Genomic DNA, 26,982 nt, shown 5'->3' with positions numbered 1-26,982 from the left:
GCCCCGCTGTGTGGAGAACTCCCCCTTGACCACTATCGTTTCTGTCCGCCGCAACGGCAAAGTCGTCATGGGCGGCGACGGCCAGGTTTCCCTTGGCAACACCGTCATGAAAGGCAATGCGAAGAAGGTCCGCCGCCTCTACCACGGCAACGTGCTGGCCGGCTTCGCTGGCGCCACCGCCGACGCCTTCACCCTCTTCGAGCGCTTCGAGCAGCAGCTTGAGAAGCACCAGGGCCACTTGGTCCGCGCGGCCGTCGAACTGGCCAAGGACTGGCGTACCGACCGCTCGCTGAGCCGCCTGGAAGCCATGCTGGCAGTCGCCAACAAGGACGCCTCGCTGATCATCACCGGCAACGGCGACGTGGTCGAACCCGAGCACGGCCTGATCGCCATGGGCTCCGGCGGCGGTTTCGCCCAGGCCGCAGCCATGGCCCTGCTGCAGAAGGCCGATGACAGCATGAGTGCCCGCGAGATCGCCGAGACCGCGCTGAACATCGCCGGCTCGATCTGCGTCTTCACCAACCAGAATCTCACCATCGAGGAGCTCGACAGCGCCGTCTGAGGCCCTGTCGCTCCGGAGAACCCGATCAAATGTCCATGACTCCCCGCGAGATCGTCCACGAACTCAATCGCCACATCATCGGCCAGGACGACGCCAAGCGCGCCGTTGCCATCGCCCTGCGCAACCGCTGGCGGCGCATGCAGCTGCCGGCGGAGCTGCGCGCCGAAGTGACGCCGAAGAACATCCTGATGATCGGCCCGACCGGCGTCGGCAAGACCGAGATCGCCCGCCGCCTGGCCAAGCTGGCCAACGCGCCCTTCCTGAAGGTCGAGGCGACCAAGTTCACCGAGGTCGGCTATGTCGGCCGTGACGTCGAGTCGATCATTCGCGACCTCGCCGATGCGGCGATCAAGATGCTCCGCGAGCAGGAAGTCCAGAAGGTGAAATACCGCGCCGAGGACGCTGCCGAGGAACGCATCCTCGACGCCCTGCTGCCGCCGGCACGCACCGGCTTCGGCGACGAGCCGGCGCCGCGCGAGGACTCCAACACCCGCCAGCTGTTCCGCAAGCGCCTTCGCGAAGGCCAGCTGGACGACAAGGAAATCGACATCGAAGTGGCCGACATCCCGGCCGGCGTGGAAATCATGGCGCCGCCCGGCATGGAGGAGATGACCAACCAGCTGCAGAGCCTGTTCTCCAACATGGGCAAGGGCAAGCAGAAGACACGCAAGCTGAAGGTCGCCGAGGCCATGAAGCTGATCCGCGACGAGGAAGCGCAGCGCCTGGTCAATGAAGAAGACCTCAAGGCCCGCGCCCTGGAAGCGGTCGAGCAGAACGGCATCGTCTTCATCGACGAGATCGACAAGATCGCCAAGCGCGGCAATGTCGGCGGCGCCGATGTTTCCCGCGAAGGCGTGCAGCGCGACCTGCTGCCGCTGATCGAGGGCTGCACCGTCAACACCAAGCTGGGCATGGTCAAGACCGACCACATCCTGTTCATCGCCTCGGGCGCCTTCCACCTGTCCAAGCCCAGCGACCTGGTGCCGGAACTGCAAGGCCGCCTGCCGATCCGCGTCGAGCTCAAGGCCCTGACTCCAGACGACTTCAAGCGCATCCTGCGCGAGCCACACGCGTCGCTCACCGAGCAGTACACCGCGCTGCTGAAGACCGAGGGGCTGGACATCGAGTTCGCCGACGACGGCGTGCAGCGCCTGGCGGAGATCGCCTGGCAGGTCAACGAGAAGACCGAGAACATCGGTGCTCGCCGCCTGCATACCCTGCTGGAGCGCCTGCTGGAAGAAGTCTCCTTCGACGCCGCCGACCTTGCCAGCGAGCACAGCGAAAAGCCGATCGTGATCGACGCCGCCTACGTCAACGGCCACCTCGGCGAGCTGGCGCAGGACGAAGATCTGTCGCGCTACATTCTGTAAAGCGGCTGCAGACTTCATGCCTGTAGGAGCGAGCTTGCTCGCGAACCAAACACGGCTTCGTGCCCACCCGGTTCGCGAGCAAGCTCGCTCCTACGAAGAGCCACCCGCCGCCCGTAGCCGGAGGTTTCCCCCATGCACATCCCAACCGCCATCCAGCTGCACAAGGCTTCGCGCACCCTGACCCTGAAGTACGGCGAAGAGTCCTACGACCTGCCCGCCGAATTCCTCCGCGTGCACTCGCCCTCGGCAGAAGTGCAGGGCCACGGCAACCCGATCCTGCAGTACGGCAAACTCAACGTCGCCCTGGTCGGATTGGAGCCGGCTGGCCAATACGCGCTCAAGCTGACTTTCGACGACGGCCACGACAGCGGGCTTTATTCCTGGGACTACCTCTACCAGCTGTGCACCCGCAAGGAGCAACTGTGGAACGAGTACCTGGAAGAGCTGCAAAAGGCCGGAAAATCCCGCGACCCGTCTGAATCGGTGGTTCGGCTTATGCTGTGACCCGGCCTTTCGTCCAGGCGAATATTCCTCCCCTCCCCGGCCCTGTACAGGGCACGTCATTTGCAACATTCTCCAAGCAGACTGGATTCCGATCAGGCCATTCCCGATCTACTGCGCATTCGGCTGTTTTCTAGGGCGTTCTTTCTAGATTTTCTCGGGAAAATACTGAAAGGCCTTGAGTGACAACCTCTTGCATGCAGCAGGAATTCGGGATAACCAAAACGATGCGCCTTGGGCGCAATCGAGGCCGGGCCCAGGAATGGGCCGACAGAGGTTGACCGACGTGAAGCGCGCTTCACGCCAACTGGTTCCGAGCAGTACCTGGCGACCGGCGCCAGGTGCATTCCTGACTGTTTGTCCTAGGACATTGGAGCGTCGTCGATGACCGACAAGAAGAACAACGATCTACCCCAGCAAGCCGCGGAAAACACCCTGAACCTGAACCCAGTGATAGGGATTCGCGGCAAGGATATTTTGAGCTCTGCCCGCATGGTGCTGATGCAAGCACTCAAGCAACCCTTCCATAGCGTCAAGCACGTCGGCCATTTCGGCCTGGAACTGAAGAACGTCCTGCTCGGGACCTCACAGCTGCGCCCGTCCGACGACGACCGCCGCTTCAACGATCCGGCCTGGAGCCAGAACCCGCTCTACCGCCGTTATCTGCAGACCTACCTGGCCTGGCGCAAGGAGCTGCACGAGTGGCTCGGCGGCAGCGACCTTACGCCGCAGGACATCAGCCGCGGGCAGTTCGTCATCAACCTGATGACCGAAGCCATGGCGCCAACCAACACCCTGAGCAACCCGGCAGCGGTCAAGCGCTTCTTCGAGACCGGCGGCAAGAGCCTGCTCGACGGCCTCAGCCACCTTGCCAAGGACCTGGTGAACAACGGCGGCATGCCCAGCCAGGTGAACATGGACGCCTTCGAGGTCGGCAAGAACCTCGCCACCACCGAAGGCGCCGTGGTGTTCCGCAACGACGTGCTGGAACTGATCCAGTACAAGCCGATCACCGAGAGCGTGCACGAACGCCCGCTGCTGGTGGTGCCGCCGCAGATCAACAAGTTCTACGTGTTCGACCTGTCGCCGGAGAAGAGCCTCGCGCGCTTCTGCCTGCGCAACCAGGTGCAGACCTTCATCGTCAGCTGGCGCAACCCGACCAAGGCACAGCGTGAGTGGGGCCTGACCACTTACATCGAGGCGCTGAAGGAAGCCATCGACGTGGTCCTCGCCATCACCGGCGCCAAGGACCTGAACATGCTCGGCGCCTGCTCCGGCGGCATCACCACCGTGACCCTGCTGGGCCACTACGCCGCGCTGGGCGAGGAGAAGGTCCACGCCTTCACCCAGATGGTCAGCGTGCTCGACTTCGAGCTCGACACCACCATCGCCCTGTTCGCCGACGAGAAGACCCTCGAGGCCGCCAAGCGCCGCTCCTACCAATCCGGCGTGCTGGAAGGCAAGGACATGGCCAAGGTGTTCGCCTGGATGCGGCCGAACGACCTGATCTGGAACTACTGGGTCAACAACTACCTGCTCGGCAACGAGCCGCCGGCCTTCGACATCCTGTTCTGGAACAACGACACCACGCGCCTGCCCGCCGCGCTGCACGGCGAGCTGGTGGAAATGTTCAAGAGCAACCCGCTCAGCCGCCCCGGCGCGCTGGAGGTCGCCGGCACCCCCATCGACCTCAAGCAGGTCAAATGCGACTTCTATTGCCTGGCCGGACTGACCGACCACATCACGCCCTGGGAAGCCTGCTATCGCTCCGCCCGCCTGCTTGGCGGCAAGTGCGAGTTCATCCTCTCCAACAGCGGGCACATCCAGAGCATCCTCAACCCACCGGGCAACCCCAAGGCTCGCTTCATGACCGGCCCCGAACTGTCCGTCGATCCCAAGACCTGGCAGGAGAACTCCAGCAAGCACGCCGACTCCTGGTGGCTGCACTGGCAGCAGTGGCTGGCTGAGCGCTCCGGCAAGTTGAAGAAGGCATCGGCGACGCTGGGCAACAAGGCCTATCCGGCCGGCGAGGCTTCCCCCGGAACCTACGTACACGAACGATGAAGACAGAGACGCTTCCCGACGCGCCGCTCCCCGAAGAGCCGGCCCAGCAACCGCAGGCAGAGCCCCTGCCCGCCACCCGCCGCGCGCCCCGTGCGCGCGCGGCCAAGGTGGTGGCCGAGGCCGTCGCGGCTGAACCCCAGGCGAAAAAGGAGATCGCGCCGCAACCCTTCGTGTTCCGCACCATCGAGCTGGATGGGCAGAGCATTCGCACGGCGGTGCGCCCCGGCAAGGGACACATGACGCCGCTGCTGATATTCAACGGCATTGGCGCCAACCTCGAGCTGGTGTTCCCCTTTGTGGCGGCGCTGGACTCGGACCTGGAGGTGATCGCCTTCGACGTGCCCGGGGTCGGTGGTTCGTCGACGCCGAGCACGCCTTACCGCTTCCCGGGCCTGGCCCGGTTGGCGGCGCGCATGCTCGACTACCTGGACTACGGCCAGGTGGCCGCGATCGGCGTGTCCTGGGGCGGCGCGCTGGCCCAGCAGTTCGCCCACGACTATCCCGAACGCTGCAAGAAACTGATCCTCGCCGCCACCGCGGCGGGGGCAGTGATGGTCCCGGGAAAACCAAAGGTTCTCTGGCGCATGGCCAGCCCGCGGCGCTACATCCAGCCGTCCTATGGCGCACACATTGCCCCGGACATCTACGGCGGGGCCTTCCGCCGCGATCCCAAGCTGGCCATGGCGTTCGCCGCCAAGGTGCGCTCCTCCGGCAAGCTCGGCTACTACTGGCAGCTGTTCGCCGGGCTCGGCTGGACCAGCGTGCACTGGCTGCACAAGATCCAGCAGCCGACCCTGGTGCTAGCCGGCGACGACGACCCGATCATTCCGCTGATCAACATGCGCCTGATCGCCTGGCGCATTCCCAACGCCGAACTGCACGTGATCGACGATGGCCACCTGTTCCTGGTGACCCGCGCCGAGACGGTCGCGCCCATCATCATGAAATTCCTCCACGAGGAACGGCAGCGCGCGATCATGCATCCGCGCCTGTTCGCACCCAAGGCCAGCTAACCATCGGCACCCTGTCGCGCCCGGCTTCCACCGCCGCGACAGGGAGGCATGCGCAGCATCATCGCCTCGTAATAGTGCACAGGCATGCTCCTGAGCCGGCACATGCTCGCCAGGCAGCCTATGCTTGCCTCCTTGCGCGCGTCAGGCACGGGCCTGCGGCAAAGCTGGTATGGGCCTTGCTGGGTCTGCACCGAGACGGTTCTTTCATCGATGGAGAGCTGCACATGCGAGAGACTTCTAGCGCCGGCCGCCTGCCGGCCCCCGCCGAGTTCATGAACGCGCAGAGCGCCATGGTCGGCCTGCGCGGCAAGGACATGCTGTCCACTCTGCGCTCCCTGGCGCTGCAGGGCGTGCGCAGACCGCTGTACAACGCCCGCCACCTGGCGGCGTTCGGCAAGCAGATGGGTCGCGTGCTGCTTGGGGATTCGCCGCTGCAGCCCAACCCGCAGGACGCCCGCTTCCAGGACCCGTCCTGGCGCCTCAACCCCTTCTACCGGCGCACCCTGCAGGCCTACCTGGCCTGGCAGCAGCAGTTGCTCGCCTGGATCGACGAAAGCGACATGGAATGCGACGACCGCACCCGCGCGCGCTTCGTGCTGTCGCTGTTCGCCGATGCCATGGCGCCCTCCAACAGCCTGATCAACCCCCAGGCGGTGAAGGAAATCTTCAATACCGGCGGCCAGAGCCTGCTCTCCGGCGGCCGCCATCTGCTCGCCGACCTGATGCACAACGGCGGCATGCCCAGCCAGGTCAACAAGCAGGCCTTCGAGGTCGGCCGGAACCTGGCGAACACGCCGGGCGCGGTGGTGTTCCGCAGCGAAGTGCTGGAGCTGATCCAGTACAAGCCCATGGGCGAGCACCTGTACGCCAAGCCGCTGCTGATAGTTCCGCCACAGATCAACAAGTACTACATCTTCGATCTCAGCGCGGAGAAGAGCTTCGTCCAGTACGCCCTGAAGAACAATCTGCAGGTATTCATGGTCAGTTGGCGCAACCCCGACGCGCGCCACCGCGAGTGGGGCCTGTCGACCTACGTGAAGGCCCTCGACGAAGCCATCGAGGTTTGCCGTTCGATCAGCGGCAGCCGCAGCGTCAACCTGATGGGCGCCTGCTCCGGCGGCCTCACCATCGCCGCGCTGCAAGGCCACCTGCAGGCGCGCCGGCAACTGCGCAAGATCAGCAGCGCCACCTACCTGGTGAGCCTGCTGGACAGCCAGGTAGAGACGCCGGCCGCGCTGTTCGCCGATGAGCAGACCCTGGAGACCAGCAAGCGCCGCTCGTACCAGCACGGCGTGCTCGAAGGCAAGGACATGGCCAAGGTGTTCGCCTGGATGCGGCCGAACGACCTGATCTGGAACTACTGGGTCAACAACTACCTGCTCGGCAAGCTGCCGCCGGCCTTCGACATCCTCTACTGGAACAACGACAACACCCGGCTGCCCGCCGCGCTGCACGGCGACTTCCTCGACTTCTTCAAGCACAACCCGCTGGCCCGCGCCGGCGCCATGGAAATCTGCGGCACGCCGATCGACCTGAAGAAAGTGGCTGTGGACAACTTCCACGTCGCCGGCATCACCGACCACATCACGCCCTGGGACGCGGTCTACCGCTCGGCCTTGCTGATGGGCGGCGACAGCCGCTTCGTGCTGTCCAACAGCGGGCACATCCAGAGCATCCTCAACCCGCCGGGCAACCCCAAGGCCTGCTACTTCGAGAATGGCAAGCTGCAGTCCGACCCGCGCGCCTGGTACTACGACACCCAGCGCCACGAGGGCAGCTGGTGGCCGATGTGGCTGCAGTGGATCCAGGAGCGCTCCGGCGAGCGCGGCGCGGTGAACTTCGAGCTGGGCAACGCCGAGCACCCGCCGATGGAGGCGGCGCCGGGCACTTACGTCCACGAGCGCTAGAACTCCTTCGAATCTGCAGGGGCTGATCTCATCCGCGAATCGTGCCGGGACCTCAGGCCATCGCGGACAAGGTCGGCTCCTGCAGGAAATCCCTCTCCTCGGGGGGCTGGCCGCCACCCAAAGGCGCGGTTATCGTCGGCGCTCCCGAGGCCAGAACAAGAACACGGATGAAGACCCGCGACAGAATCCTCGAGTGTGCCCGCCTGCTGTTCAACGAGCAGGGCGAACCCAACGTCTCCACCCTGGAGATCGCCACCGAACTGGGCATCAGCCCGGGCAACCTGTACTACCACTTCCACGGCAAGGAGCCCCTGGTCATGGCGCTCTTCGCCCATTTCGAGGAAGAGCTGCAGCCCCTGCTCGATCCGCCCGCCGAAGCGCGACTGGGCGCGGAAGACTATTGGCTGTTCCTGCACCTGATCGTCGAGCGCCTGGCGCACTACCGCTTCCTCTTCCAGGACCTCTCCAACCTCGCCGGGCGCCTGCCCAAGCTCGCGCGCGGCATGCGCAACTGGCTGAACGCACTCAAGCGCACGCTCGCGGCGCTGCTCGCCAAACTCAAGGCCGAGGGCGAGTTGATCAGCGACACCGCGTCACTGGGGCAACTGGTCGAGCAGATCACCCTGACCCTGCTGTTCTCGCTGGATTACCAACGCATCCTGGGCGGCGCCGGCGAAGTCCGCATGGTGGTCTACCAGGTAATGATGCTGGTGGCGCCGCACTTGCGCGGAGAGTCGCGCGTCGCTGCCGAGCACTTGGCGCTGCGCTACCTGCAGGCCTGACGAAGGCCCAAAGAAAACGCCCGGCGCTAGGCCGGGCGTTGGGTACCGCGAGACACTCAGGCCTGGGTCGACGACGGTGCCGGAGTGGCTGCCGGAGCAGCGGCGGCCGGGGCCGGAGTCGCAGCCGGAGCAGCAGCCGGGGCAGCGGCAGGAGCGGCAGCCGGCTTGGGTGCAGCAGCCTTCTTCACCGCCGGCTTCTTCGCCGCAGCAGGCTTGGCAGCCGGTTTCGCCGCAGCGGGCTTGGCAGCTGCAGGCTTCGCAGCGGCCGGTTTGGCAGCAGCCTTGGCAGCCGGTTTAGCGGCGGCGGGCTTCGCAGCAGCAGCTTTGGCGGCAGGCTTGGCTGCCGGTTTGGCCGCGGGCTTGGCAGCAGGTTTGGCGGCGGCCTTGGCGGCGGGTTTCGCGGCAGCGGTCTTGGCGGCAGGCTTGGCAGCGGCCGGTTTCGCAGCCGGCTTGGCGGCGGTCTTGGCAGCCGGTTTGACGCTGCTCACGCTGACGCCGGTGAGCTTCTCGATCTGCTTGGTCAGGCTTGCGACCTTGCTGTGAAGCTCCTTGACCTCATTGCGGCTCGGCACGCCCAGGCGCGAGATCGCGCTGTTCAGACGCTTGTCGAAAGCCTCTTCCAGCTCGCTCCACTTGCCCAGTGCCTTGTCCTTGACCTCGTCGACCTTGGACTTGGCGGAACGCGCAGTGGTCTTCACCACGCCGACGGACTTGTCGACCTCGCTCTTGGCGAGCTTCTCGGCCTTCTCGCCATCCTTGACCAGGGTCTCGAACAGCTTGCTGCCATCCTTGCTGACCTTCGAGTAGGCACCCAGACCAGCCAACCAGATTTGCCGGGAGTACTTCTCGACTTCGCCGACCCAACTGGACTCTTTTTTATCGGTAGTTTTCTTGCCAGCCATCCCGCTCTCCTCAATGAGTTTTCGCGACACGCTCGAGCACCGCGCTCAGCTCATCCAGCTTAGCAGAGAGCGCTTCCACGTCCTGCCGCGAAGGGATGCCGATGCGGTTCAGCGCGGTGGCGACGCGGCTGTCGAATGCCTTCTCGACTTTATCGAGCTGCACTTCAACCTTGCCCTTCACGCTGGATACGCTGCTCTTGACGCTGTCGTTGGCGGCTTCGACCTGTTCGGTGACCAGCTTGCGGCCCTTGGTCTCTACGCCTTCGCCGGACTTCACCAGCTCCTTGAAGTAGTCCACGCCTTCCTGACCCACGCGCGCATAGGCGCCCAGGCCGGCCAGCCAGATCTGGCGGGCGTAGTGTTTGACGTCGGTGATCACGGAGCTGTCTTTGACGGCTTTCTCGACTTTCTTCTTGCTGGCGACTTTGGCCATGGCGGGATCCTCACACTGTTATCGGGGTTCCGAAGAAGCCCGCTTCGCTGCGAGCTTGAGTGCAAGGTATCGGGGAAAATTAGAAAACACATACCAGCCGGCGAAAGCGGCTGCGGTGTTCATCGCAGGAGCGAACTTGCTCGCTCCTGCGAATGCGCCTCAGGCCAGGGCCTTGTCCAGCGCGCGCTCGATCTCGCCCTTGAGCATGCCGCCCATGGCCGACAGCAGCAGGCCCAGCTTGACCTCTACCGCCACGCGGTCGTCGCCGACCTCGATGCGGCCGTCCACGCCACTGCGCTTGAAGGTCAGGACGTCGCCCTGCCACTCGTAGCTCACACCGTGCTCGCGGGACAGCTTCTCGGCCAGCTTCTGGGCCTTCTCGCGGGCGGCCTCGCGGCCGAGGGAGTGGGAACGTTCGACGTGGATACGGGACATGAATGGCTCCGGAATTGACAGACGCGCCGATGATACGCGGCATGACCTTTCGCCGCACCCCGAGGCATGGGGGGCGTTTTGCCGTCTTCCTGTTAGAATGCCCGCCACTGACTTCCAGGGTAGAAACGCCATGAGCGAGCCGCGCAAGCCGGCAGGGGACCAGGGCCCCGCCGATCCCACCACGCACTTCGGCTACAAGACCGTGCGCGAGAGCGAGAAGGCCGGCAAGGTCGCCGAGGTCTTCCACTCGGTCGCCGCCAAGTACGACCTGATGAACGACCTGATGTCCGGTGGCGTCCACCGCCTGTGGAAACGCTTCACCATCGAGCTGTCCGGCGTGCGCGCCGGCAACCGCGTGCTCGACATCGCCGGCGGCACCGGTGACCTGACCCGCCAGTTCTCGCGCCTGGTCGGCCCGACCGGCGAAGTGGTGCTGGCCGACATCAACGCCTCGATGCTCAAGGTCGGCCGCGACAAGCTGCTCGACAGCGGCGTCGCCGGCAACGTCAACTTCGTCCAGGCCGATGCCGAGAAGCTGCCCTTCCCGGACAATTACTTCGACGTGGTGACCATCGCCTTCGGCCTGCGCAACGTCACCCACAAGGACGCTGCCATCCGCTCGATGCTGCGCGTGCTCAAGCCGGGCGGCCGCCTGCTGGTGCTGGAGTTCTCCAAGCCGACCAGCAGCCTGCTGTCCAAGGCCTACGACGCCTACTCCTTCACCCTGCTGCCGCTGATGGGCAAGCTGGTCACCAACGACGCCGAGAGCTACCGCTACCTGGCCGAGTCGATCCGCATGCACCCGGACCAGGAAACGCTGAAGTCGATGATGGTCGAGGCCGGTTTCGACCGCGTCACCTACCACAACATGACCGGCGGCGTGGTCGCCCTGCACCGCGGCATCAAGCCCTGAGATGGCGCTCCTGACCCAGGCGCTGCTGGCCAGCGCCGAAGCCGGCGTGAACCGCGTGCTACGCCTGGACGGCGTGGCTCTGCAGCGTCTCTCGCGGCTTGCCGGAAGGGTCCTCGAAGTGGACTGCCAGGCCCCGTTGCTGCGCCTGTTCATCCTGCCCGGCGGCGATGGCCTGCACTTCGCCGCGCAGCATGAAGCCGAGGTCGACTGCACCCTGCGGGCACCGGCCGGGCGCCTGCTGCAACTGGCGCTCGCCGCCGACAAGACCCGCGTGCTGCACAGCCCGGAAGTCGAGATGGGCGGCGACAGCGCGCTGTTGCTGGAGCTCGCCGACATCCTGCAGAGCCTGGAGCTGGACTGGGAGTACGAAGTCCAGCAATGGCTCGGCCCGCTGGCCACGCAGCTGCTCGGCAGCCGTCTGCGCGAAGGCGCGCGCTGGGCCGGCGACAGCCTGGAAAGCCTGCGCCTGAGCCTGGCCGACTACCTCGCCGAAGAAAGCCGCACCCTGGTCGGGCGCAACGAAGCCGAAGCGCGCTTCGCCGAGCTTGACCAGCTGAAGATCGCCCTCGACCGCCTCGATGCGCGCCTGGCGCGCCTGTCCAAGAAGCCGAACCCCGACGCATGAAGCTGCTCGCCTTCCGCCGCCTGCTGCGCATCCAGAGCGTGGTGATCCGTTACCGCCTCGACGACCTCATCCTCGAACTGCCGATGCTGCCCTGGTGGCTGCGCCTGCTCGGCGGCCTGCTGCCCTGGCGCTGGCTGCCGCGGCGCACCCTCGAGCTGAGCCGCGGCGAGCGCATTCGCCTGGCCCTTGAGGGCCTGGGACCGATCTTCATCAAGTTCGGCCAGATCCTCTCCACCCGCCGCGACCTGCTCCCCGACGACATCGCCAACGAGCTTGCGCGCCTGCAGGACAAGGTTCCGCCGTTCTCGCCGGAAGCCTCGGTGGCGTTGATCGAGGAACAGCTCGGGGCGAAGGTCGAACAGGTCTTCGCGCGCTTCGAGCGCGAACCGCTGGCCTCGGCCTCGGTGGCCCAGGTGCACGCCGCGCAGCTAAAGAGCGGCGAGGAAGTGGTGGTCAAGGTGATCCGCCCGAACCTCAAGCCGGTGATTCGCGCCGACATCGCCTGGCTGTTCATCCTCGCCCGTGTGGCCGAGCGCGTCTCCGCCGATGCCCGCCGCCTGCATCCCGTGGAAGTGGTCAGCGACTACGAAAAGACCATCTACGACGAGCTCGACCTGCTCCGCGAGGCGGCCAACGCCAGCCAGCTGCGGCGCAACTTCGAGGGCTCGCCGCTGCTCTACGTGCCGCAGGTCTATTGGGACTGGTGCCGCCCGAAAGTGCTGGTGATGGAACGCATCTACGGCATTCCGGTCACCGACCTCGAGACCCTGCGCGACCAGCGCACCGACTTCAAGGCGCTCGCCGAGCGCGGCGTGGAGATCTTCTTCACCCAGGTGTTCCGCGACAGCTTCTTCCACGCCGACATGCACCCGGGCAACATCTTCGTCAGCACCCGCGCGCCCTGGAGCCCGCAGTACATCGCGGTTGACTGCGGCATCGTCGGCAGCCTGACCGACGAGGACCAGGACTACCTCGCGCGCAACCTGATCGCCTTCTTCAAGCGCGACTACCGCAAGGTCGCCCAGCTGCACATCGACTCCGGCTGGGTGCCGGCGGAAACCAAGGTCAACGACTTCGAAGCGGCGATCCGCACCGTCTGCGAACCCATCTTCGAGAAGCCGCTCAAGGACATTTCCTTCGGCCAGGTGCTGCTGCGCCTGTTCCAGACCGCACGCCGCTTCAACATGGAAGTGCAGCCGCAACTGGTGCTGCTGCAGAAGACCCTGCTGAACATCGAAGGCCTCGGCCGCCAGCTCTATCCGGACCTGGACCTGTGGAGCACCGCGCAGCCCTTCCTCGAGCGCTGGATGCGCGACCGCGTCAGCCCCGGCCAACTGCTGCGCAACGCCCAGCAGCACATCGAGCAGCTGCCGCACCTGGCACAGATGACCCGCGATACCCTGGAGCGTCTGTCGCAACCAGCCGCCGAGCAACCGGTCACAAACGGTGCGACGCCAGCTGGCGCCTGGGTTGCGCGGCTGATCGGCGCAGTGCTGGTCGCCGGCGCCACCCAGACAGGCCTCGCCACCCATTCGCTGGAAGCCTGGCCGGCCTGGGCCATGCTGGCCGGTGGTCTGTATCTGATCCTGCGCCGATAGCCAGTCGTCGCCACTGCTGGCACACTTGGTCGTTGATGCAATTGCCGCGGGGCGCGCAGGCGCCCGCTGTACGGAAGCGAGAATGAAAGACTGGCTGGACGAAATTCACTGGAACGCCGACGGCCTGGTGCCGGCGATCGCCCAGGACCACAAGACGGGCCGCGTACTGATGATGGCCTGGATGAACCGCGAGTCCCTGGCCCTGACCGCCGCCGAAAACCGCGCCATCTACTGGTCGCGCTCGCGCGGAAAGCTGTGGCGCAAGGGCGAGGAATCCGGGCATGTGCAGAAGGTGCATGAACTGCGCCTGGACTGCGACGCCGACGTCATCATCCTCATGGTCGAGCAACTGGGCGGCATCGCCTGCCACACCGGCCGCGAGAGCTGCTTCTACCGCGTCTTCCAGGACGGCGACTGGCAAGTCGTCGACCCGGTCCTGAAAGATCCGCACGCCATCTACGACAAGCCCGGACACAGCCATGAGTGACAACACCCTCGCCCGCCTGGCCGAAGTGCTCGAATCGCGCAAGAACGCCGCGCCCGAGAGTTCCTACGTCGCCAGCCTGTACTACAAGGGCCTGAACAAGATTCTGGAGAAGGTCGGCGAAGAGTCGGTGGAAACCATTCTCGCCGCCAAGGACGCTGCCCAGAGCGGCGACTGCACCGACCTGATCTACGAAACCGCCGACCTCTGGTTCCACTCGCTGGTCATGCTCGCCGCCCTCGGCCAGCATCCCCAGGCAGTACTGGACGAGCTGGAACGTCGCTTCGGCCTCTCCGGCCACGACGAAAAAGCCGCCCGCCAGCCGTCGAACTGAACCGCATTCAACGAGGAGAACAATAAGCATGGGCATTTTCGACTGGAAACACTGGGTAGTGATCCTCATCGTCGTGGTCCTGGTCTTCGGCACCAAGCGCCTGAAGACCCTGGGCTCCGACGTCGGTGAAGCGGTCAAGGGCTTCCGCAAGGCAATGAACACCGAAGAGGACGAGAAGCCTCAGCAACCCAACCCGCCGCTGAACCAGCCGACCACCATCGACGCACAGGCGCACAAGGTCGAAGAGCCGGCCCGCAAGGACTGATCGATGTTCGGAATCAGCTTCAGCGAGTTGATGCTGGTTGGACTCGTCGCCCTGCTGGTGCTGGGCCCCGAGCGCCTGCCCGGCGCCGCGCGCACCGCGGGCCTCTGGGTCGGCCGGCTGAAGCGCAGCTTCAACGCCATCAAGCAGGAAGTGGAGCGCGAGCTGGGTGCCGACGAGATCCGTCGGCAACTGCATAACGAGCACATCCTGCAGATGGAGCGCGACGCCAAGAAACTGCTGGCGCCGCTGACCGGCGAGCAACCGGCCGAGCCCCAGGCTCCGGCTGCGCCCGCCACGCCCAGCGAGCCGCCGACCGTCGCCGCGCACAGCCGCCTGGCCAACCTGCCCGGGGTGAAGGTTGCCGAAGCGCCGGCCAGCACGGTCGAGCCGCCAGTCGCCGCCCCCCAGACGCCTCCCACGTCCGAGACGCCGCGTAACCCATGAGCGCCGAAAAACCCGAACAGCCCGAGAACGACCAGGAGATGCCCCTGGTCGCGCACCTGACCGAGCTGCGCACGCGCCTTCTGCGCTGCGTTGCGGTGATCTTCGTGATCTTCATCGGTCTGCTGTACTTCTCGCAGAAGATCTACACCCTGGCCTCCGCGCCGCTGCGCCGCTTCCTCCCGGAAGGCGCGACCATGATCGCCATCGACCCGGCGTCAGCCTTCCTCGCGCCGCTGAAGCTGACCATGATCGTGGCGCTGCTGCTGGCCATGCCCTTCATCCTCGCGCAGATCTGGGGCTTCATCGCGCCCGGCCTGTACAAGCACGAGAAGCGCATCGCCTTGCCGCTGCTGGCCTCCAGCGTGGTGCTGTTCTACGCCGGGATGGCCTTCGCCTACTTCCTGGTGTTCCCGCTGATGTTCCACTTCTTCCTCGGCGCGGCCCCGGAAGGGGTGACGCCGATGACGGACATCAACAGCTACCTCGACTTCCTCACCCTGCTGTTCGCCTTCGGCGTGGCCTTCGAGATTCCGGTCGCCACCGTGCTGCTGGTGTGGATCGGCGTGGTCGATGTCGCCTACCTGAAGAAGATCCGCCCCTACGTCATCATCGGCTGCTTCGTCGTCGGCATGATCCTCACCCCGCCGGACCCGATGTCGCAGACCCTGCTCGCGGTGCCCATGTGGATGCTGTTCGAGGCCGGCGTGCTGTTCAGCCGGCTGATCCGCAAGCGCAGCCGGGACGAGGAAGACGAAACCAGCGAGAACGGCGACCAGCCCCCGGCGACCCGTCCGTGAACCTGCTGCTGCTCGACGACGCCGACTTCGTCGCGGCGGACCGCGTTTTGCTGCGCGACCGCCGCCTCACCCACCTGCATGAAGTGCACCGCGCCGAAAGCGGCGACAGCCTGCGTGTCGGCCGCCTCGGCGGGCTGATGGGCGAAGGCCGCATTCTCAAGCTGGAGCGCGACGAAGCCGAACTCCAGGTGAGCTTCACCCAGGCGCCGCCGGCCAAGCTGCCGCTGACCCTGCTGCTCGCCCTGCCACGCCCGAAGATGCTCCGCCGCGTCCTGCAGACCGTCTCCGCCATGGGCGTGCCACGCCTGGTACTTCTGAACAGTTATCGGGTGGAAAAGAGCTTCTGGCAGACCCCCTTCCTTGAGCCGGACGCCATCCGCGAGCAACTGGTTCTTGGGCTCGAGCAAGCGCGCGACACCGTGCTGCCCGAGGTGATCATCGAGAAGCGCTTCAAGCCCTTCGTCGAAGACCGCCTGCCCGCCCTGGCCGAAGGCAGCCTCGGCCTGATCGGCCATCCCGGCCCCTGGCCGGCCTGCCCGCGCGCAGTCGAGCAGGCGGTGACCCTGGCCATCGGCCCGGAAGGCGGCTGGATTCCCTACGAGGTCGACAAGCTGCGCGAAGCGGGCCTCGCCCCGGTCCAGCTCGGTGAACGCATCCTGCGCGTGGAGACGGCGGTAACCGCCCTGCTCGCACGCCTCTTCTGACCCGACGACACGTTCAAGTCCCGACGCGAACCACTAGTCAGAAACTTCCTAAAGAAACTTCAGAATTACGTCGCCTCGCCGATAGGAAGGATGCCGGCCCCTGCCAGGCAACGCATCACGCGTTCCCGTCTCCATCCTCCTCTGGAGTTGCGCTTTCATGTCTCGCTGGTTCAGCAATCTCACGGTCAATCGGAAACTTGCCATCGGATTTGGCCTGGTCCTGCTGCTTACGCTGCTGATCGCCGTCACCGGCTGGCTCAACCTGAACAACCTGATTTCGCGTGGCGACAAGCTCGGCGAGATTTCCCACCTGCTGGGCATGACCAAGGACCTGCGCACCGCGCGCCTGAAATTCCAGGCCAGCCGCGCCCCGGCGGATGCCAAGCTGGTCGAGGATGCGATTGCGCAGCTGGATCGCCAGCAGCAATTGGTCGGCAGCCAGCTCAGCGACCCCATCGACCTCGACAAGGTCGCGCAACAGGCAAAGCTCACTGCCGAGTACCGCACCCTCTTCAAGGGCCTGCAGAAGTCCTTCGACGGCCGCGACAGCGCACGCAAGACGCTGATCCGCAAGGCAGCCGTGGTGACCCAGGGGCTGGAGCTGATCGAGCAGAGCCTGGTCGCCTCCACGTCGCCCGAAGCGATCAAGGAGCTGGCCGCTGTCTCCGCACTGGGCCGCGTGGTGATGGCCGCGCGCTTCCAGGTGCTGGCGTACACCTCCAGCGAGGACCCGGCCCAGGAACAGACCGCGGTGGATGCCCTTGAGCAGGCGACCAAGACCGTGCAGGAGCACATGCAGACCGCTCCGGCCGACCAGCACGACAACTTCCAGGCCGCGGTCAACGCCCTGCAGGACTATCACAAGGCCCTCGACCGCTACCGTGAAGAGGTCAACAACAGCCAGGCGATGCGTGACCGCATGCGTGACAGCGGCCTGCAGATCGAGAAGCTCAGCAGCGAGCTGAGCACCATCCAGACCGCCAAGCGCGATGCAGCCGCCGACCAGGCGAAGAGCCTGCTGGCGCTGGCCTCGGTGCTGGCAATGGTTCTGGGCACGCTGGCCGCCTGGATGATCACCCGGCAGATCGTCCTGCCGCTGCGCGAATCGCTCGCCGCCGCCGAGCGCATCGCCGATGGCGACCTCAGCCAGACGCTGAAGGTCGACCGCCGCGACGAACTGGGCCAGCTGCAAGCCAGCATGCAGCGCATGAGCAGCTCGTTGCGCGAGCTGATCAGCCATATCCATGACGGCGTGACGCAGATCGCCAGCGCCGCCGAAGAGCTGTCCGCCGTGACCGAACAGACCAGCGCCGGGGTCAACAACCAGAAAACCGAGACTGATCAGGTCGCCACCGCGATGAACGAGATGGCCGCCACCGTGCAGGAAGTCGCGCGCAACGCCGAAGAAGCCTCGGAAGCCGCCAGCGCTGCCGACCGCGAGGCTACTGCCGGTGCCGGTGCCGTCAGCGAGGCGGTGCAGCAGATGGATCGCCTGGCCAACGAAGTCGGCCGTTCCAACGAGGCGGTGCAACAGCTCAAGCGCGAGAGCGACAAGATCGGCAGCGTGCTCGACGTGATCAAGGCAGTCGCCGAACAGACCAACCTGCTGGCGCTCAACGCCGCCATCGAAGCGGCCCGTGCCGGCGAAGCAGGGCGCGGTTTCGCCGTGGTCGCCGATGAAGTGCGTGCCCTGGCGCAGCGCACCCAGCAATCCACCGCCGAGATCGAAGAACTGATCGCCGGCCTGCAGACCGGCACCCAGCAAGCAGCCCAGCGCATGGACAACAGCCGCTCGCTGACGGACAGCACCGTCGAGCTGACCCGCCGCGCCGGTGAGCGCCTGCAGGCGATCACCCGCACGGTGTCCGGCATCCAGGCAATGAACCAGCAGATCGCCGCAGCTTCCGAGCAGCAGAGCGCGGTGGCCGAAGAAATCAACCGCAGTGTGATGAGCGTGCGCGATATCTCCGAACAGACTGCCGCCGCCAGCGAAGAGACCGCCGCCTCCAGCATCGAGCTGGCGCGCCTGGGTACGGAGCTGCAGGGGCTGGTCGGCCGCTTCCGCATCTGACCCTGACGGCCCGCGCAATGCGGGCCGTTGCTTTTTCCCCGCCGAAAAAGCTGAAGTTCGTTATCCTCCTGCCGATACGCACAGACGCACGAAGATGCGTCTCGAAAAAACACTCCTCGCCTGTACAAGAAAAAACGCCATCACTCGATTCCCATGCCCACGGAAGCAGCGCTGCCGTGGGCGTGTCTGCCTGGAGTATTCGACATGTACGATTGGCTCGTCCTGCAGCTCGGCCGCCTGAGCGTCAGCCTCAAGCTCGCAGTGGGCTTCGGCATCTGCCTGCTGCTGACCCTGCTGGTGCTGGTCAGCGGCCTCAACGCCCTCGACGAACAGTCCGCGCACAGCGAGCGGCTCACCGCCAACAGCCACCTCGACAGCCAGACCCGCGAAGTCGAGCTCGCCCGCCTGCGCTACCAGCTCGAACCCGGTGCGACCGCCGCTGGCAACCTGCGTGAACGCCTTGGCGATCTGCGCACGCAAGTGCAGAAGCTGGCTCGCGACGGCATTGCCGAACGTGACTTCGAGACCCTGCAGGCAGCCGTCGACAGCTACGCCGCAGCGGTCGACCAACTGCTCAGCGCCGGCGCCAGCAGCGCCTCGCTCACCGCCGATCTCGACGCCCGCAGTACTGCGCTGGCTGCCGCCAGCCATACCGTCCACGAAGATGGCCTGCACCTGCGCGGCGACGTGGCCAGCCAGGCCAAGCAGCGCCTGGTGCTGATCACCCTGCTTGCCCTGTTCTTCGGCGCGCTCTCGGTGTGGGCGATCAACCGCCAGATCGTCCGCCCGCTGCACGAGGCCCTCGGCCTCGCCGAACACATCGCCCAGGGCGACCTGACGCGCGGCCTGGCCGGCGACCTGCACCTGCAGCGCAGCGATGAGCTGGGCCAGCTGCAACGCACCATGCTGCGCATGCGCGACAGCCTGGGCGAACTGCTGCGCCACCTCGGGAGTGGCGTCGGCCAACTGGCTACCTCCGCCGACGAACTCTCCGCAGTCACCGAACAGACCCGCGCCGGCGTCAACAGCCAGCGCATCGAGACCGAGCAGGTCGCCAGCGCCATCGAAGAAATGGCTGCCACCGTGCAGGAAGTCGCCCGCAACGCCGAGCAAGCCTCCGGCGCCGCACGCCAGGCCGACCGCCAGGCGCGTGACGGCGAGCAGGTGGTAGGCCAGGCGATCGAGCAGATCGACAACCTGGCTGCAGAAGTGGAGCGCTCCAGCGAAGCCATGGGCCGTCTGCGCGGCGACAGCGAGAAGATCGGCAGCGTCCTCGACGTGATCAAGTCGGTGGCCGAGCAGACCAACCTGCTGGCGCTCAACGCCGCCATCGAAGCCGCCCGCGCGGGCGAGGCCGGTCGCGGCTTCGCCGTGGTCGCCGACGAGGTACGGGCGCTGGCCCAGCGCACCCAGCAGTCCACCGCCGAGATCGAAGAGCTGATCGCCAGCCTGCAGACCGGTACCCAGCAGGCAGCGCAACGCATGGACGACAGCCGTCGCCTGACCGGCAACTCGGTGGAGCTGACCCGTCGCGCCGGCGATGCGTTGGCCGCCATCGCCCGCACGGTATCGGAGATCCAGGGCATGAACCTGCAGATCGCCTCGGCCGCCGAGCAGCAGAGCAGCGTTGCCGGCGAGATCAGCCGCAGCGTCGCCCAGGTCCGCGAGATCGCCGAGCAATCGGCCGCCGCCAGCGAGCAGACCGCCGTATCCAGCAACGAACTGGCACGCCTGGGCAACGATCTGCAGGGCCAGGTCGCGCGCTTCCGCCTGTAACCGGCAGCGCTTCATTGATAACCTTCCTCCGATGCCAAATTGGAGGAAGGTTATGAAGATCCTGCCCGTCGACATCGATGATCTGGTCCTCGTGCTCGACAGCAACGGCATGGAGTTCCATCTGGACCTCGAGACCGGCGAGATTCGCTTACGCCCGGAAGATGACCTCGATGAGGAGTTCGAGCAGTTGCTCGAGCGACAGCCCCAACGTTTCCTGTACATCGAGCCAGTCTCCTCCCGCGACGGTTTCCGGATCATGGAGGACTTCGTCCGGGAGAAAGTGGACGACCCTCGGGCCAGCGACAGCCTCGTGCGTGCGCTGGAAGACCGGAAGCCCTTCCGCAGCTTCAAGGACCGGCTTTTCGACTACCCCGAGATTCGCGAGTCCCCCCCCCCCCCCCCCCCCCCCCCCCTGCGGCAGCTGGCCCTGGAATGGCTCGCCGAGGAAGGCATCGGACTGCCCCAGTCGACGGACTGAATACTGCAATACAAACGCGCTGCTATTGCGGTAGGTTGGAAGCCTCGTCCATTGGGAGAGTGACCATGCGTCCGCTGACCATCGACCTCGACGAACTCGCCGTAGCCCTCGACACCAGCGACATCGAGCACTACCTGGACCTGGGCAGCGGCCAGGTGGTGCCGCTGATCGAGGACTCCCCCGACCCCGGCCTGCTGACCCTGCTCGAGGAAGACCCGGAGCGCCTGCTGCCGATCGAGCCGCTGAGCACCCGCGAATCCCTCGAACTGATGCGCGACTTCCTCCGCGAAGTCGACGAGCCCCACGCCTATCCCCTGCTCGCCGCCGCCCTGGAAGGCCGCAAGCCGTTCAAGGCTTTCAGGCATGTGCTGATGGGTTATCCGGAACTGCTCCAGGCCTGGTACGTCTACCAGGGCGAACGCCTGCGCGAATGCGCCCTCGACTGGCTGGCCGACCACCAGATCCGTCCGGCCGGGCAGAGCGCGATCCTCTAACCGCGATACGGCTCGCTCCTACAAGTGAATCCGTTCCACGCCAACAAAAACGCCGCCCCGAGGGGCGGCGTTTTCGTTGGCGCCAGCGTCAGCCCTTGGGCTGTTGCGCGGCTTGCTTCTGGGCGGTGCTGTCCTGCCAGCCGCCGCCGAGCGCCTTGTACAGGTTCACCTCGCTGGTGAGCTGGTTCAGGCGATCGGTGATCAACTGCTGCTGAGAGCTGAACAGGGACCGCTGGGCAACGAGCAGGGTCAGGTAGTTGTCCACTCCGGTGCGGTAGCGCTTTTCGGCCAGCGTGTAGTACCGGGCGTTGGCGTCGACCAGGGCGCGCTGGGCGGCCAACTGGTCGCCATAGGTGCCACGAGCGGCCAGGCCATCGGCGACTTCCGAGAAGGCGGTCTGGATGGCTTTTTCGTACTGCGCCACCTGGATGTTCTTCTGCACCTTGGCCAGGTCCAGGCTGGCCTGCAGGCTGCCGGCGTTGAAGATCGGCAGGCTGATGGACGGCTTGAACAGCCAGGTGCCGGAACCGCCGTCGAACAGACCGGACAGGTCCGGGCTCAGGCTACCCGCGTTGGCGGTCAGGCTGATGCTCGGGAAGAACGCCGCGCGCGCCGCGCCGATGTTGGCGTTGGCTGCCTTCAACTGGTGTTCCGCTTCGAGAATGTCCGGGCGGCGTTGCAGCAGGTCGGACGGCAGCCCGGCTGGAATCGGGGCCAGAATCGGTTGGTCCAGCGCCAGGCCCTGCGGCAGATCGGCGGGTACGCCGGTGCCGAGCAGCAGGGTCAGGGCGTTCTGGTCCTGGGCGACCAGGCGGGTGTACTGCGCCAGGGCTGCCCGGGCGCTTTCGACCGAAGTCTGCGCCTGGCTCAGGTCAAGCGCCGAGGCCACACCGACCTCGTTGCTGCGCTTGGTCAGCGCGTAGGTCTTCTCGTAGGTGGCCAGGGTGTCGCGGGTCAGCTTCAGCTGGTCCTGGTCGGAACGTAGCGTCAGGTAGGCGTTGGCGACGCTGGCCACCAGGGCGGTCTGGGTGCTGCGACGGGCTTCGTCGCTGGCCAGATACTGCTCCAGGGCCTGGTCACGCAGGCTGCGCAGGCGGCCGAACAGGTCGATCTCCCAGGCGGTGACGCCCAGGGTCGCGCCGTACTGGCTGCTGATCATCTCGTTGCCGGTGGACGACACCTTGGCCGGCAGGCGCTGGCGCGAACCGGCGACGTCGGCGCTGACCGCCGGGTACAGCTGGGCGCGCTGGATGCGGTACTGCGCCTGGAAGGCCTCGAGGTTCAGCGCGGCGACGCGCAGGTCGCGGTTGTTTTCCAGCGCCACGTCGATCAGACGACGCAGTTGCGGGTCGTTGAAGAAACTCTGCCAGTTCAGGTCCGCGGCGGGAGTGCCACCGACAACGCCCTGGGCGCCGGCATAAGCCGGGCCCTGGGGATAGGCCTGGGCTACCGGCGCCTCGGGGCGCTGGTAGTCCGGAATCAGCGAGCAGCCGGACAGTGCGGCAGCCGCCAGGGCCAGGGAGAGTAAGGACTTTCTCATATCAATGCCCCTTCTCGGCGGCCGCCTGTTCCTTGGACGTCTTGTCCTTGAACAGGGTGCTGACCACCACGTAGAACAACGGCACCCAGAAGATCGCCAGCACGGTCGCGGTGATCATCCCGCCGATCACGCCGGTACCGATGGCGTGCTGGCTACCGGAGCCGGCGCCGGAGGAAATCGCCAGCGGCACAACGCCGAGGACGAAGGCCAGCGAGGTCATGACGATCGGGCGCAGACGCATGCGGCAGGCCTCGATGGCCGCATCGACAATGTGCTTGCCTTCCCGCTCGTGCAGCTCCTTGGCGAACTCCACGATCAAGATGGCGTTCTTCGCCGAAAAGCCGATGGTGGTCAACAGACCGACCTTGAAGAACACGTCGTTGGAGAGCCCGCGCATCGAGGTGGCGAGCAACGCACCGATGATCCCCAACGGCACCACCAGCAGTACCGAGAACGGGATCGACCAGCTCTCGTAGAGCGCCGCCAGGCAGAGGAACACCACGATGGTCGAGAGCACGAACAACCCGGTGGTCTGCGAGCCCGCGAGGCGTTCCTCGAAGGACAGGCCGGTCCAGGAGTAACCCACACCCGCCGGCAGCTGGCTGACGATTTCCTCGACCGCCGCCATGGCATCACCGGTGCTGCGGCCCGGGGCCGGCTCACCGAGAATCTCCATGGCCGGTACGCCGTTGTAGCGCGCCAGCTTCGGCGATCCGTACACCCACTTGCCGGTGGCGAACGCGGTGAACGGCACCATGTCGCCACTGCTGTTGCGCACGTACCACTTGGCCAGGTCCTCGGGACTCATCCGCGCATTCGGTTCGCCCTGGGCATAGACCTTCTTCACCCGACCACGGTCGATGAAGTCGTTGACGTACTTCGAGCCCCAGGCAATGGACACGGTGCTGTTGATGTCCGCCAGGGACACACCGAGGGCGCTGGCCTTCTCGTCGTCGATCAGCAGCTCGTACTGCGGCTCGTCGTTCAGACCGTTGGGGCGCACGCGCTGCAGCACGGGGTTGTGCGCTGCAAGCTGGAGGAACTTGTTGCGCGCCTGCACCAGCGTGTCATGGCCTACCCCTGCCTGGTCCTGCAGGAAGATGTCGAAGCCCACGGCGTTACCCAGTTCCAGCACCGCCGGCGGGGCAAAGGCGAAGACCATCGCGTCCTTGATGGTGAAGAAGTAGTGCTGGGCGCGCTGGGCCACGGCGAACACGCTGTTCTGCTCGCCCAGGCGCTCTTCCCAGGGCCGCATCATGATGAACGCCATGCCCGAGCTCTGGCCGCGACCGGCGAAGTTGAAGCCGGTGACGGTGAACACCGAGTTGACCGCGGCGCTTTCCTTGTCGAGCAGGTACTCGCGCATCTGGTCGACGACCTTCTGCGTGCGCTCGGCAGTGGAGCCCGGCGGAGTCTGCACCTGGGCGAAGAGCACGCCCTGGTCCTCGTCCGGCAGGAACGAGGTGGGAATGCGGCTGAACAGCCAGCCCATACCGATCACGATCACCACGTACACCAGCAGGTAGGGTGCGCGGCGCTTGAGGATCGAGGTGACGCCACGCTCGTAGCGCGAGGTGGCGGCGATGAAGCTGCGGTTGAACCAGCCGAAGAAGCCGCGCTTGTGCTCGCCGTGGTCGCCCTTCTCGATGGGCTTGAGCATGGTCGCGCACAGCGCCGGGGTGAGGACCAGCGCCACCAGCACCGACAGGGCCATGGCCGAGACGATGGTAATGGAGAACTGCCGGTAGATCACACCGGTGGAGCCGCCGAAGAAGGCCATCGGCAGGAACACCGCGGAAAGCACCAGGGCGATACCCACCAGGGCGCCCTGGATCTGTCCCATGGAGCGGCGCGCCGCCTCGCGGGGTGGCAGGCCTTCCTCGGCCATCACCCGCTCGACGTTCTCCACCACCACGATGGCGTCGTCCACCAGCAAACCGATCGCCAGCACCATGCCGAACATGGTCAGGGTGTTGATCGAGAAGCCGAATGCCGCCAGGACACCAAAGGTACCCAGCAGCACCACGGGTACGGCGATGGTCGGGATCAGGGTGGCGCGGAAGTTCTGCAGGAACAGGTACATCACCAGGAACACCAGCAGAATCGCTTCGCCCAGGGTCTTGAGTACCTCGTGGATGGAGGCCGAGACCACCGGCGTGGTGTCGTACGGGTAGACGACCTTCATGCCTTCGGGGAAGAACGGCTTCAGGCGTTCTAGGGTGGCGCGGATCGCCTTGGCGGTGTCCAGCGCGTTGGCGCCGGTAGCCAGCTTGATCGCGATACCCGAGGCCGGCTTGCCGTTGAACTGCGCGTTGATGCTGTAGTCCTGGCCGCCCAGCTCGACCGTGGCGACATCCTTCAGGCGCACCTGCGAGCCGTCGGAGGCGACCTTCAGGAAGATGTTGCCGAACTGCTCGGCGGTCTGCAGGCGGGTCTTGCCGATGATGGTGGCGTTGAGCTGCTGCCCCTTGACCGCGGGCAGGCCGCCCAACTGGCCGGAGGATATCTGCACGTTCTGCGCCTGCACGGCGGTGACCACATCGCTGGGCATCAGCTGGAAGCTGTTGAGCTTGGCCGGGTCGAGCCAGATACGCATGGCGTACTGCGCGCCGAACACCTGGAAGTCGCCCACGCCGGGCGTACGCGACAGCGGGTCCTGGATGTTCGAGACGATGTAGTTCGACAGGTCTTCCCGGGTCATGCTGCCGTCTTCGGAGACGACGCCGACGACCATCAGGAAGTTCTTCACCGCCTTGGTCACGCGGATGCCCTGTTGCTGCACTTCCTGCGGCAACAGCGGCGTGGCCAGCTGCAGCTTGTTCTGCACCTGGACCTGCGCGATGTCCGGGCTGGTGCCCTGATCGAAGGTCACGGTGATGGTCATGCTGCCGTCGGAGTTGCTCTCCGAGGAGATGTAGCGCAGATGGTCGAGACCGTTCATCTGCTGCTCGATCACCTGCACCACGGTGTCCTGCACGGTTTCCGCGGAAGCGCCCGGGTAGCTCACCTGGATCGCGATCGCCGGCGGGGCGATGGCCGGGTACTGGTTCACCGGCAGTTTGAGGATCGACAACCCGCCCGCCAGCATGATCACCAGGGCGATCACCCAGGCGAAAATCGGCCGGTCAATGAAAAACTTCGACATTGCGAAACCCCTTGGTTAACCCTGGCTGCCCGAAGCGGCGGGCTTGCCGGCCTCTGGTGCGGGGGCGACGTTCTTCGCCGGCACCGGCTTGGCCTTGACGCCTGGTTGTACGTACTGCAGGCCTTCGGTGATCAGGCGATCGCCCGGCTTCAGGCCATCGGTGACCAGCCAGTAGGCGCCGACAGTGCGGTCGGCCTTCAGCTCGCGCAGCTCGACCTTGTCGTCGGCACCCAGCACCAGGGCGGTAGGCAGGCCACGCAGGCTGCGGGTCACGCCCTGTTGCGGGGCGAGAATCGCCTGGTCCTTCACCCCTTCCTGCAACTGCGCGTGGACGAACATGCCCGGCAGCAGATCATGCTTGGGGTTGGGGAACACGGCGCGCAGGGTCACCGAGCCGGTGCCCTGGTCGACCGAGACTTCGGAGAACTCCAGTTTGCCTTCCAGCGGGTATTCCGAGCCGTCCTCGAGGAACAGCTTGACCTTGGCGGCGTTGTCGCCGGCCTTCTGCAGGTTGCCGGCGGCCAACTCGCGGCGCAGGCGCAGCAGCGCGGTGGACGGCTGGGTGACGTCGACGAAGATCGGGTCGAGTTGCTGCACGGTGGCCATGGCGTTGCTCTGGCCGTTGGTCACAAGGGCGCCCTCGGTCACCGCCGAGCGACCGATGCGTCCGGAGATCGGCGACAGCACCTTGGTGTAGCGCAGGTTGATCTTGGCGCTCTCCACAGCAGCCTTGGCCTGCAGCGAAGCAGCAAGGGCGTCGGCGTACTGCTGCTTGCTGACCGCCTCGTCGGCGACCAGCAGCTTGTAGCGCTCGGCCTGTTGCTGCGTCGCCGCCAGGTTGGCCTGGGCGCTCTGGAAGGTGGCTTCGTAGGTGGAAGGATCGATCTGGTAGAGCTGCTGGCCTTCCTTGACGTCGCTGCCTTCCTTGAACAGGCGCTTGAGGATGATGCCGTTGACCTGCGGGCGAACCTCGGCGACGCGGTAGGCATTGGTGCGGCCCGGCAGCTCGGTGCTGAGGGAGACCGTCTGGGCCTGCAGGGTGACTATTCCCACTTCCGGAATCTGCGCCTGCTGCGGGGCTTCGCTCTTGCCGCAGCCCGACAGGGTCGCCAAGGCGACGAGCAAGGCCGAAACCAGAGCGCTCTTGGCTGGCGTTCTTTGCATATCGTGGTCCTCATGAGCATAAGCAGCCGACTCGACGCCTGGGCACCGGGCCGGAAAGGCTGGCAAAATACTTACATTCAAGCCTGTTTGTAAACGCCCGAAAGCCCGGAACGAAAAGGACTGAAACGTTTTAGCCATGGGCGCAAGCTTCAGCGGAATTCGTGCAGGGCAGGAAAAGGCT

At 65.8% G+C, this 26,982-nt stretch carries 26 protein-coding genes and 1 pseudogene; 21 read left to right on the top strand and 6 right to left on the bottom strand.

Annotated features, from left to right (window positions below; genetic code table 11):
- Window positions 1-25: 25 nt before the first annotated feature.
- The 7 genes from hslV to PKB_RS02290 all read left to right on the top strand — a co-directional run bounded on the left by hslV (window position 26) and on the right by PKB_RS02290 (window position 8,199).
- Complete coding sequence (gene hslV, locus PKB_RS02320; RefSeq protein WP_043248705.1) at window positions 26-562, top strand: ATP-dependent protease subunit HslV; 537 nt, start codon at window positions 26-28, stop codon at window positions 560-562.
- Window positions 563-591: 29 nt separating this feature from the next.
- Entirely contained in the window at window positions 592-1,932 is a 1,341-nt protein-coding gene (gene hslU / locus PKB_RS02315) for an HslU--HslV peptidase ATPase subunit (RefSeq protein WP_043248703.1), read from the top strand.
- 132 nt (window positions 1,933-2,064) lie between these two features.
- Window positions 2,065-2,436 (top strand): gamma-butyrobetaine hydroxylase family protein, encoded by a 372-nt coding sequence (locus tag PKB_RS02310; RefSeq protein ID WP_043248701.1) that lies wholly within the window; start codon window positions 2,065-2,067, stop codon window positions 2,434-2,436.
- Between the two features lie 381 nt (window positions 2,437-2,817).
- Window positions 2,818-4,497: a class II poly(R)-hydroxyalkanoic acid synthase gene (gene phaC / locus PKB_RS02305; RefSeq protein ID WP_043248698.1), complete on the top strand. Its 1,680-nt coding sequence runs from the start codon at window positions 2,818-2,820 to the stop codon at window positions 4,495-4,497.
- A complete protein-coding gene (gene phaZ / locus PKB_RS02300) occupies window positions 4,494-5,510 on the top strand; it encodes a poly(3-hydroxyalkanoate) depolymerase (protein ID WP_242411206.1) in 1,017 nt (338 codons plus the stop codon). Before phaC (PKB_RS02305) ends, phaZ begins: the two co-directional genes overlap by 4 nt.
- A 224-nt stretch (window positions 5,511-5,734) precedes the next feature.
- Complete coding sequence (gene phaC / locus PKB_RS02295; RefSeq protein WP_043248697.1) at window positions 5,735-7,417, top strand: class II poly(R)-hydroxyalkanoic acid synthase; 1,683 nt, start codon at window positions 5,735-5,737, stop codon at window positions 7,415-7,417.
- Between the two features lie 167 nt (window positions 7,418-7,584).
- Window positions 7,585-8,199 carry a TetR/AcrR family transcriptional regulator gene (locus PKB_RS02290; protein ID WP_043248695.1) on the top strand — a complete coding sequence of 205 codons (615 nt, stop codon included), beginning with the start codon at window positions 7,585-7,587 and terminating at the stop codon, window positions 8,197-8,199.
- A gap of 56 nt (window positions 8,200-8,255) precedes the next feature.
- Here the strand turns inward: PKB_RS02290 and PKB_RS02285 are convergent, their stop codons facing one another.
- From PKB_RS02285 to PKB_RS02275, 3 genes are all read right to left on the bottom strand, one after another.
- Window positions 8,256-9,101, bottom strand: a complete 846-nt coding sequence (locus tag PKB_RS02285) for a phasin family protein (RefSeq protein ID WP_043248693.1) — start codon at window positions 9,099-9,101, stop codon at window positions 8,256-8,258.
- Window positions 9,102-9,111: 10 nt separating this feature from the next.
- The gene (locus tag PKB_RS02280; protein WP_043248692.1) at window positions 9,112-9,534 is read right to left on the bottom strand and encodes a phasin family protein; all 423 of its coding nucleotides are present in this window, start codon (window positions 9,532-9,534) and stop codon (window positions 9,112-9,114) included.
- A 159-nt stretch (window positions 9,535-9,693) separates the two neighbouring features.
- A complete protein-coding gene (locus tag PKB_RS02275) occupies window positions 9,694-9,969 on the bottom strand; it encodes a polyhydroxyalkanoic acid system family protein (protein ID WP_043248690.1) in 276 nt (91 codons plus the stop codon).
- Between the two features lie 130 nt (window positions 9,970-10,099).
- Here PKB_RS02275 and ubiE point away from each other — a divergent pair, with 130 nt between their 5' ends.
- The 14 genes and pseudogenes from ubiE to PKB_RS02210 all read left to right on the top strand — a co-directional run bounded on the left by ubiE (window position 10,100) and on the right by PKB_RS02210 (window position 20,952).
- Window positions 10,100-10,882 (top strand): bifunctional demethylmenaquinone methyltransferase/2-methoxy-6-polyprenyl-1,4-benzoquinol methylase UbiE, encoded by a 783-nt coding sequence (ubiE, locus tag PKB_RS02270; RefSeq protein ID WP_043248689.1) that lies wholly within the window; start codon window positions 10,100-10,102, stop codon window positions 10,880-10,882.
- Between the two features lies 1 nt (window position 10,883).
- Entirely contained in the window at window positions 10,884-11,507 is a 624-nt protein-coding gene (locus PKB_RS02265; protein ID WP_043248687.1) for a ubiquinone biosynthesis accessory factor UbiJ, read from the top strand.
- Window positions 11,504-13,105: a ubiquinone biosynthesis regulatory protein kinase UbiB gene (gene ubiB / locus PKB_RS02260; protein WP_043248685.1), complete on the top strand. Its 1,602-nt coding sequence runs from the start codon at window positions 11,504-11,506 to the stop codon at window positions 13,103-13,105. The genes PKB_RS02265 and ubiB overlap by 4 nt, the downstream gene beginning before the upstream one ends.
- An 82-nt stretch (window positions 13,106-13,187) precedes the next feature.
- Window positions 13,188-13,592, top strand: coding sequence for a phosphoribosyl-AMP cyclohydrolase (gene hisI / locus PKB_RS02255; protein WP_043248683.1), 405 nt, complete (start codon window positions 13,188-13,190; stop codon window positions 13,590-13,592).
- On the top strand, window positions 13,585-13,923 hold the full coding sequence (locus tag PKB_RS02250; protein ID WP_043248682.1) for a phosphoribosyl-ATP diphosphatase: 339 nt from the start codon (window positions 13,585-13,587) through the stop codon (window positions 13,921-13,923). The genes hisI and PKB_RS02250 overlap by 8 nt, the downstream gene beginning before the upstream one ends.
- 28 nt (window positions 13,924-13,951) lie before the next feature.
- Entirely contained in the window at window positions 13,952-14,188 is a 237-nt protein-coding gene (locus PKB_RS02245) for a twin-arginine translocase TatA/TatE family subunit (protein WP_043248679.1), read from the top strand.
- Between the two features lie 3 nt (window positions 14,189-14,191).
- Window positions 14,192-14,632, top strand: coding sequence for a Sec-independent protein translocase protein TatB (gene tatB / locus PKB_RS02240; protein WP_043248677.1), 441 nt, complete (start codon window positions 14,192-14,194; stop codon window positions 14,630-14,632).
- The gene (tatC, locus tag PKB_RS02235) at window positions 14,629-15,429 is read left to right on the top strand and encodes a twin-arginine translocase subunit TatC (protein WP_043248675.1); all 801 of its coding nucleotides are present in this window, start codon (window positions 14,629-14,631) and stop codon (window positions 15,427-15,429) included. Before tatB ends, tatC begins: the two co-directional genes overlap by 4 nt.
- A complete protein-coding gene (locus PKB_RS02230; protein WP_043248674.1) occupies window positions 15,426-16,133 on the top strand; it encodes a 16S rRNA (uracil(1498)-N(3))-methyltransferase in 708 nt (235 codons plus the stop codon). Before tatC ends, PKB_RS02230 begins: the two co-directional genes overlap by 4 nt.
- A 157-nt stretch (window positions 16,134-16,290) precedes the next feature.
- A pseudogene (locus PKB_RS30470) lies at window positions 16,291-17,349 on the top strand (methyl-accepting chemotaxis protein); the annotation flags it as partial.
- Window positions 17,332-18,204: a methyl-accepting chemotaxis protein gene (locus tag PKB_RS30465; RefSeq protein ID WP_422613531.1), complete on the top strand. Its 873-nt coding sequence runs from the start codon at window positions 17,332-17,334 to the stop codon at window positions 18,202-18,204. The pseudogene PKB_RS30470 and the gene PKB_RS30465, both read left to right, overlap by 18 nt.
- A gap of 204 nt (window positions 18,205-18,408) precedes the next feature.
- Complete coding sequence (locus PKB_RS02220) at window positions 18,409-19,980, top strand: methyl-accepting chemotaxis protein (protein ID WP_043248671.1); 1,572 nt, start codon at window positions 18,409-18,411, stop codon at window positions 19,978-19,980.
- 52 nt (window positions 19,981-20,032) lie between these two features.
- Window positions 20,033-20,458 carry a UPF0158 family protein gene (locus PKB_RS02215; RefSeq protein WP_043248669.1) on the top strand — a complete coding sequence of 142 codons (426 nt, stop codon included), beginning with the start codon at window positions 20,033-20,035 and terminating at the stop codon, window positions 20,456-20,458.
- A gap of 65 nt (window positions 20,459-20,523) precedes the next feature.
- Window positions 20,524-20,952 (top strand): UPF0158 family protein, encoded by a 429-nt coding sequence (locus tag PKB_RS02210; RefSeq protein WP_043248668.1) that lies wholly within the window; start codon window positions 20,524-20,526, stop codon window positions 20,950-20,952.
- Between the two features lie 88 nt (window positions 20,953-21,040).
- Here the strand turns inward: PKB_RS02210 and PKB_RS02205 are convergent, their stop codons facing one another.
- Genes PKB_RS02205 through mexA form a run of 3 tightly spaced genes read right to left on the bottom strand, consistent with a single transcriptional unit; the run spans window position 21,041 to window position 26,801 of the window.
- The gene (locus PKB_RS02205) at window positions 21,041-22,492 is read right to left on the bottom strand and encodes an AdeC/AdeK/OprM family multidrug efflux complex outer membrane factor (RefSeq protein ID WP_043248666.1); all 1,452 of its coding nucleotides are present in this window, start codon (window positions 22,490-22,492) and stop codon (window positions 21,041-21,043) included.
- A 1-nt stretch (window position 22,493) separates the two neighbouring features.
- The gene (locus PKB_RS02200; protein ID WP_043248665.1) at window positions 22,494-25,637 is read right to left on the bottom strand and encodes an efflux RND transporter permease subunit; all 3,144 of its coding nucleotides are present in this window, start codon (window positions 25,635-25,637) and stop codon (window positions 22,494-22,496) included.
- A gap of 15 nt (window positions 25,638-25,652) precedes the next feature.
- Complete coding sequence (mexA, locus tag PKB_RS02195) at window positions 25,653-26,801, bottom strand: multidrug efflux RND transporter periplasmic adaptor subunit MexA (protein ID WP_043248663.1); 1,149 nt, start codon at window positions 26,799-26,801, stop codon at window positions 25,653-25,655.
- Window positions 26,802-26,982 lie beyond the last annotated feature (181 nt).

This window comes from Pseudomonas knackmussii B13 (genome assembly GCF_000689415.1).
GTDB classification, from domain to species: Bacteria; Pseudomonadota; Gammaproteobacteria; order Pseudomonadales; family Pseudomonadaceae; genus Pseudomonas; species Pseudomonas knackmussii.
This window is presented reverse-complemented; position numbering and strand designations above follow the sequence as displayed.

What these genes read in the sequence shown, in the direction of transcription:
- PKB_RS02310 (WP_043248701.1), top strand. Translation starts at nt 2,065, where the DNA reads ATGCACATCCCAACCGCCATCCAGCTGCACAAGGCTTCGCGCACCCTG.
- PKB_RS02285 (WP_043248693.1), bottom strand. Translation starts at nt 9,101, where the DNA reads ATGGCTGGCAAGAAAACTACCGATAAAAAAGAGTCCAGTTGGGTCGGC.
- ubiE (WP_043248689.1), top strand. Translation starts at nt 10,100, where the DNA reads ATGAGCGAGCCGCGCAAGCCGGCAGGGGACCAGGGCCCCGCCGATCCC.
- PKB_RS02290 (WP_043248695.1), top strand. Translation starts at nt 7,585, where the DNA reads ATGAAGACCCGCGACAGAATCCTCGAGTGTGCCCGCCTGCTGTTCAAC.
- tatB (WP_043248677.1), top strand. Translation starts at nt 14,192, where the DNA reads ATGTTCGGAATCAGCTTCAGCGAGTTGATGCTGGTTGGACTCGTCGCC.
- PKB_RS02275 (WP_043248690.1), bottom strand. Translation starts at nt 9,969, where the DNA reads ATGTCCCGTATCCACGTCGAACGTTCCCACTCCCTCGGCCGCGAGGCC.
- hslU (WP_043248703.1), top strand. Translation starts at nt 592, where the DNA reads ATGTCCATGACTCCCCGCGAGATCGTCCACGAACTCAATCGCCACATC.
- PKB_RS02200 (WP_043248665.1), bottom strand. Translation starts at nt 25,637, where the DNA reads ATGTCGAAGTTTTTCATTGACCGGCCGATTTTCGCCTGGGTGATCGCC.
- PKB_RS02280 (WP_043248692.1), bottom strand. Translation starts at nt 9,534, where the DNA reads ATGGCCAAAGTCGCCAGCAAGAAGAAAGTCGAGAAAGCCGTCAAAGAC.
- PKB_RS02220 (WP_043248671.1), top strand. Translation starts at nt 18,409, where the DNA reads ATGTACGATTGGCTCGTCCTGCAGCTCGGCCGCCTGAGCGTCAGCCTC.
- phaC (WP_043248698.1), top strand. Translation starts at nt 2,818, where the DNA reads ATGACCGACAAGAAGAACAACGATCTACCCCAGCAAGCCGCGGAAAAC.
- phaC (WP_043248697.1), top strand. Translation starts at nt 5,735, where the DNA reads ATGCGAGAGACTTCTAGCGCCGGCCGCCTGCCGGCCCCCGCCGAGTTC.
- hisI (WP_043248683.1), top strand. Translation starts at nt 13,188, where the DNA reads ATGAAAGACTGGCTGGACGAAATTCACTGGAACGCCGACGGCCTGGTG.
- PKB_RS02245 (WP_043248679.1), top strand. Translation starts at nt 13,952, where the DNA reads ATGGGCATTTTCGACTGGAAACACTGGGTAGTGATCCTCATCGTCGTG.
- PKB_RS02215 (WP_043248669.1), top strand. Translation starts at nt 20,033, where the DNA reads ATGAAGATCCTGCCCGTCGACATCGATGATCTGGTCCTCGTGCTCGAC.
- ubiB (WP_043248685.1), top strand. Translation starts at nt 11,504, where the DNA reads ATGAAGCTGCTCGCCTTCCGCCGCCTGCTGCGCATCCAGAGCGTGGTG.
- PKB_RS02210 (WP_043248668.1), top strand. Translation starts at nt 20,524, where the DNA reads ATGCGTCCGCTGACCATCGACCTCGACGAACTCGCCGTAGCCCTCGAC.
- PKB_RS30465 (WP_422613531.1), top strand. Translation starts at nt 17,332, where the DNA reads ATGCAGCGCATGAGCAGCTCGTTGCGCGAGCTGATCAGCCATATCCAT.
- PKB_RS02205 (WP_043248666.1), bottom strand. Translation starts at nt 22,492, where the DNA reads ATGAGAAAGTCCTTACTCTCCCTGGCCCTGGCGGCTGCCGCACTGTCC.
- phaZ (WP_242411206.1), top strand. Translation starts at nt 4,494, where the DNA reads ATGAAGACAGAGACGCTTCCCGACGCGCCGCTCCCCGAAGAGCCGGCC.
- PKB_RS02265 (WP_043248687.1), top strand. Translation starts at nt 10,884, where the DNA reads ATGGCGCTCCTGACCCAGGCGCTGCTGGCCAGCGCCGAAGCCGGCGTG.
- PKB_RS02250 (WP_043248682.1), top strand. Translation starts at nt 13,585, where the DNA reads ATGAGTGACAACACCCTCGCCCGCCTGGCCGAAGTGCTCGAATCGCGC.
- mexA (WP_043248663.1), bottom strand. Translation starts at nt 26,801, where the DNA reads ATGCAAAGAACGCCAGCCAAGAGCGCTCTGGTTTCGGCCTTGCTCGTC.
- tatC (WP_043248675.1), top strand. Translation starts at nt 14,629, where the DNA reads ATGAGCGCCGAAAAACCCGAACAGCCCGAGAACGACCAGGAGATGCCC.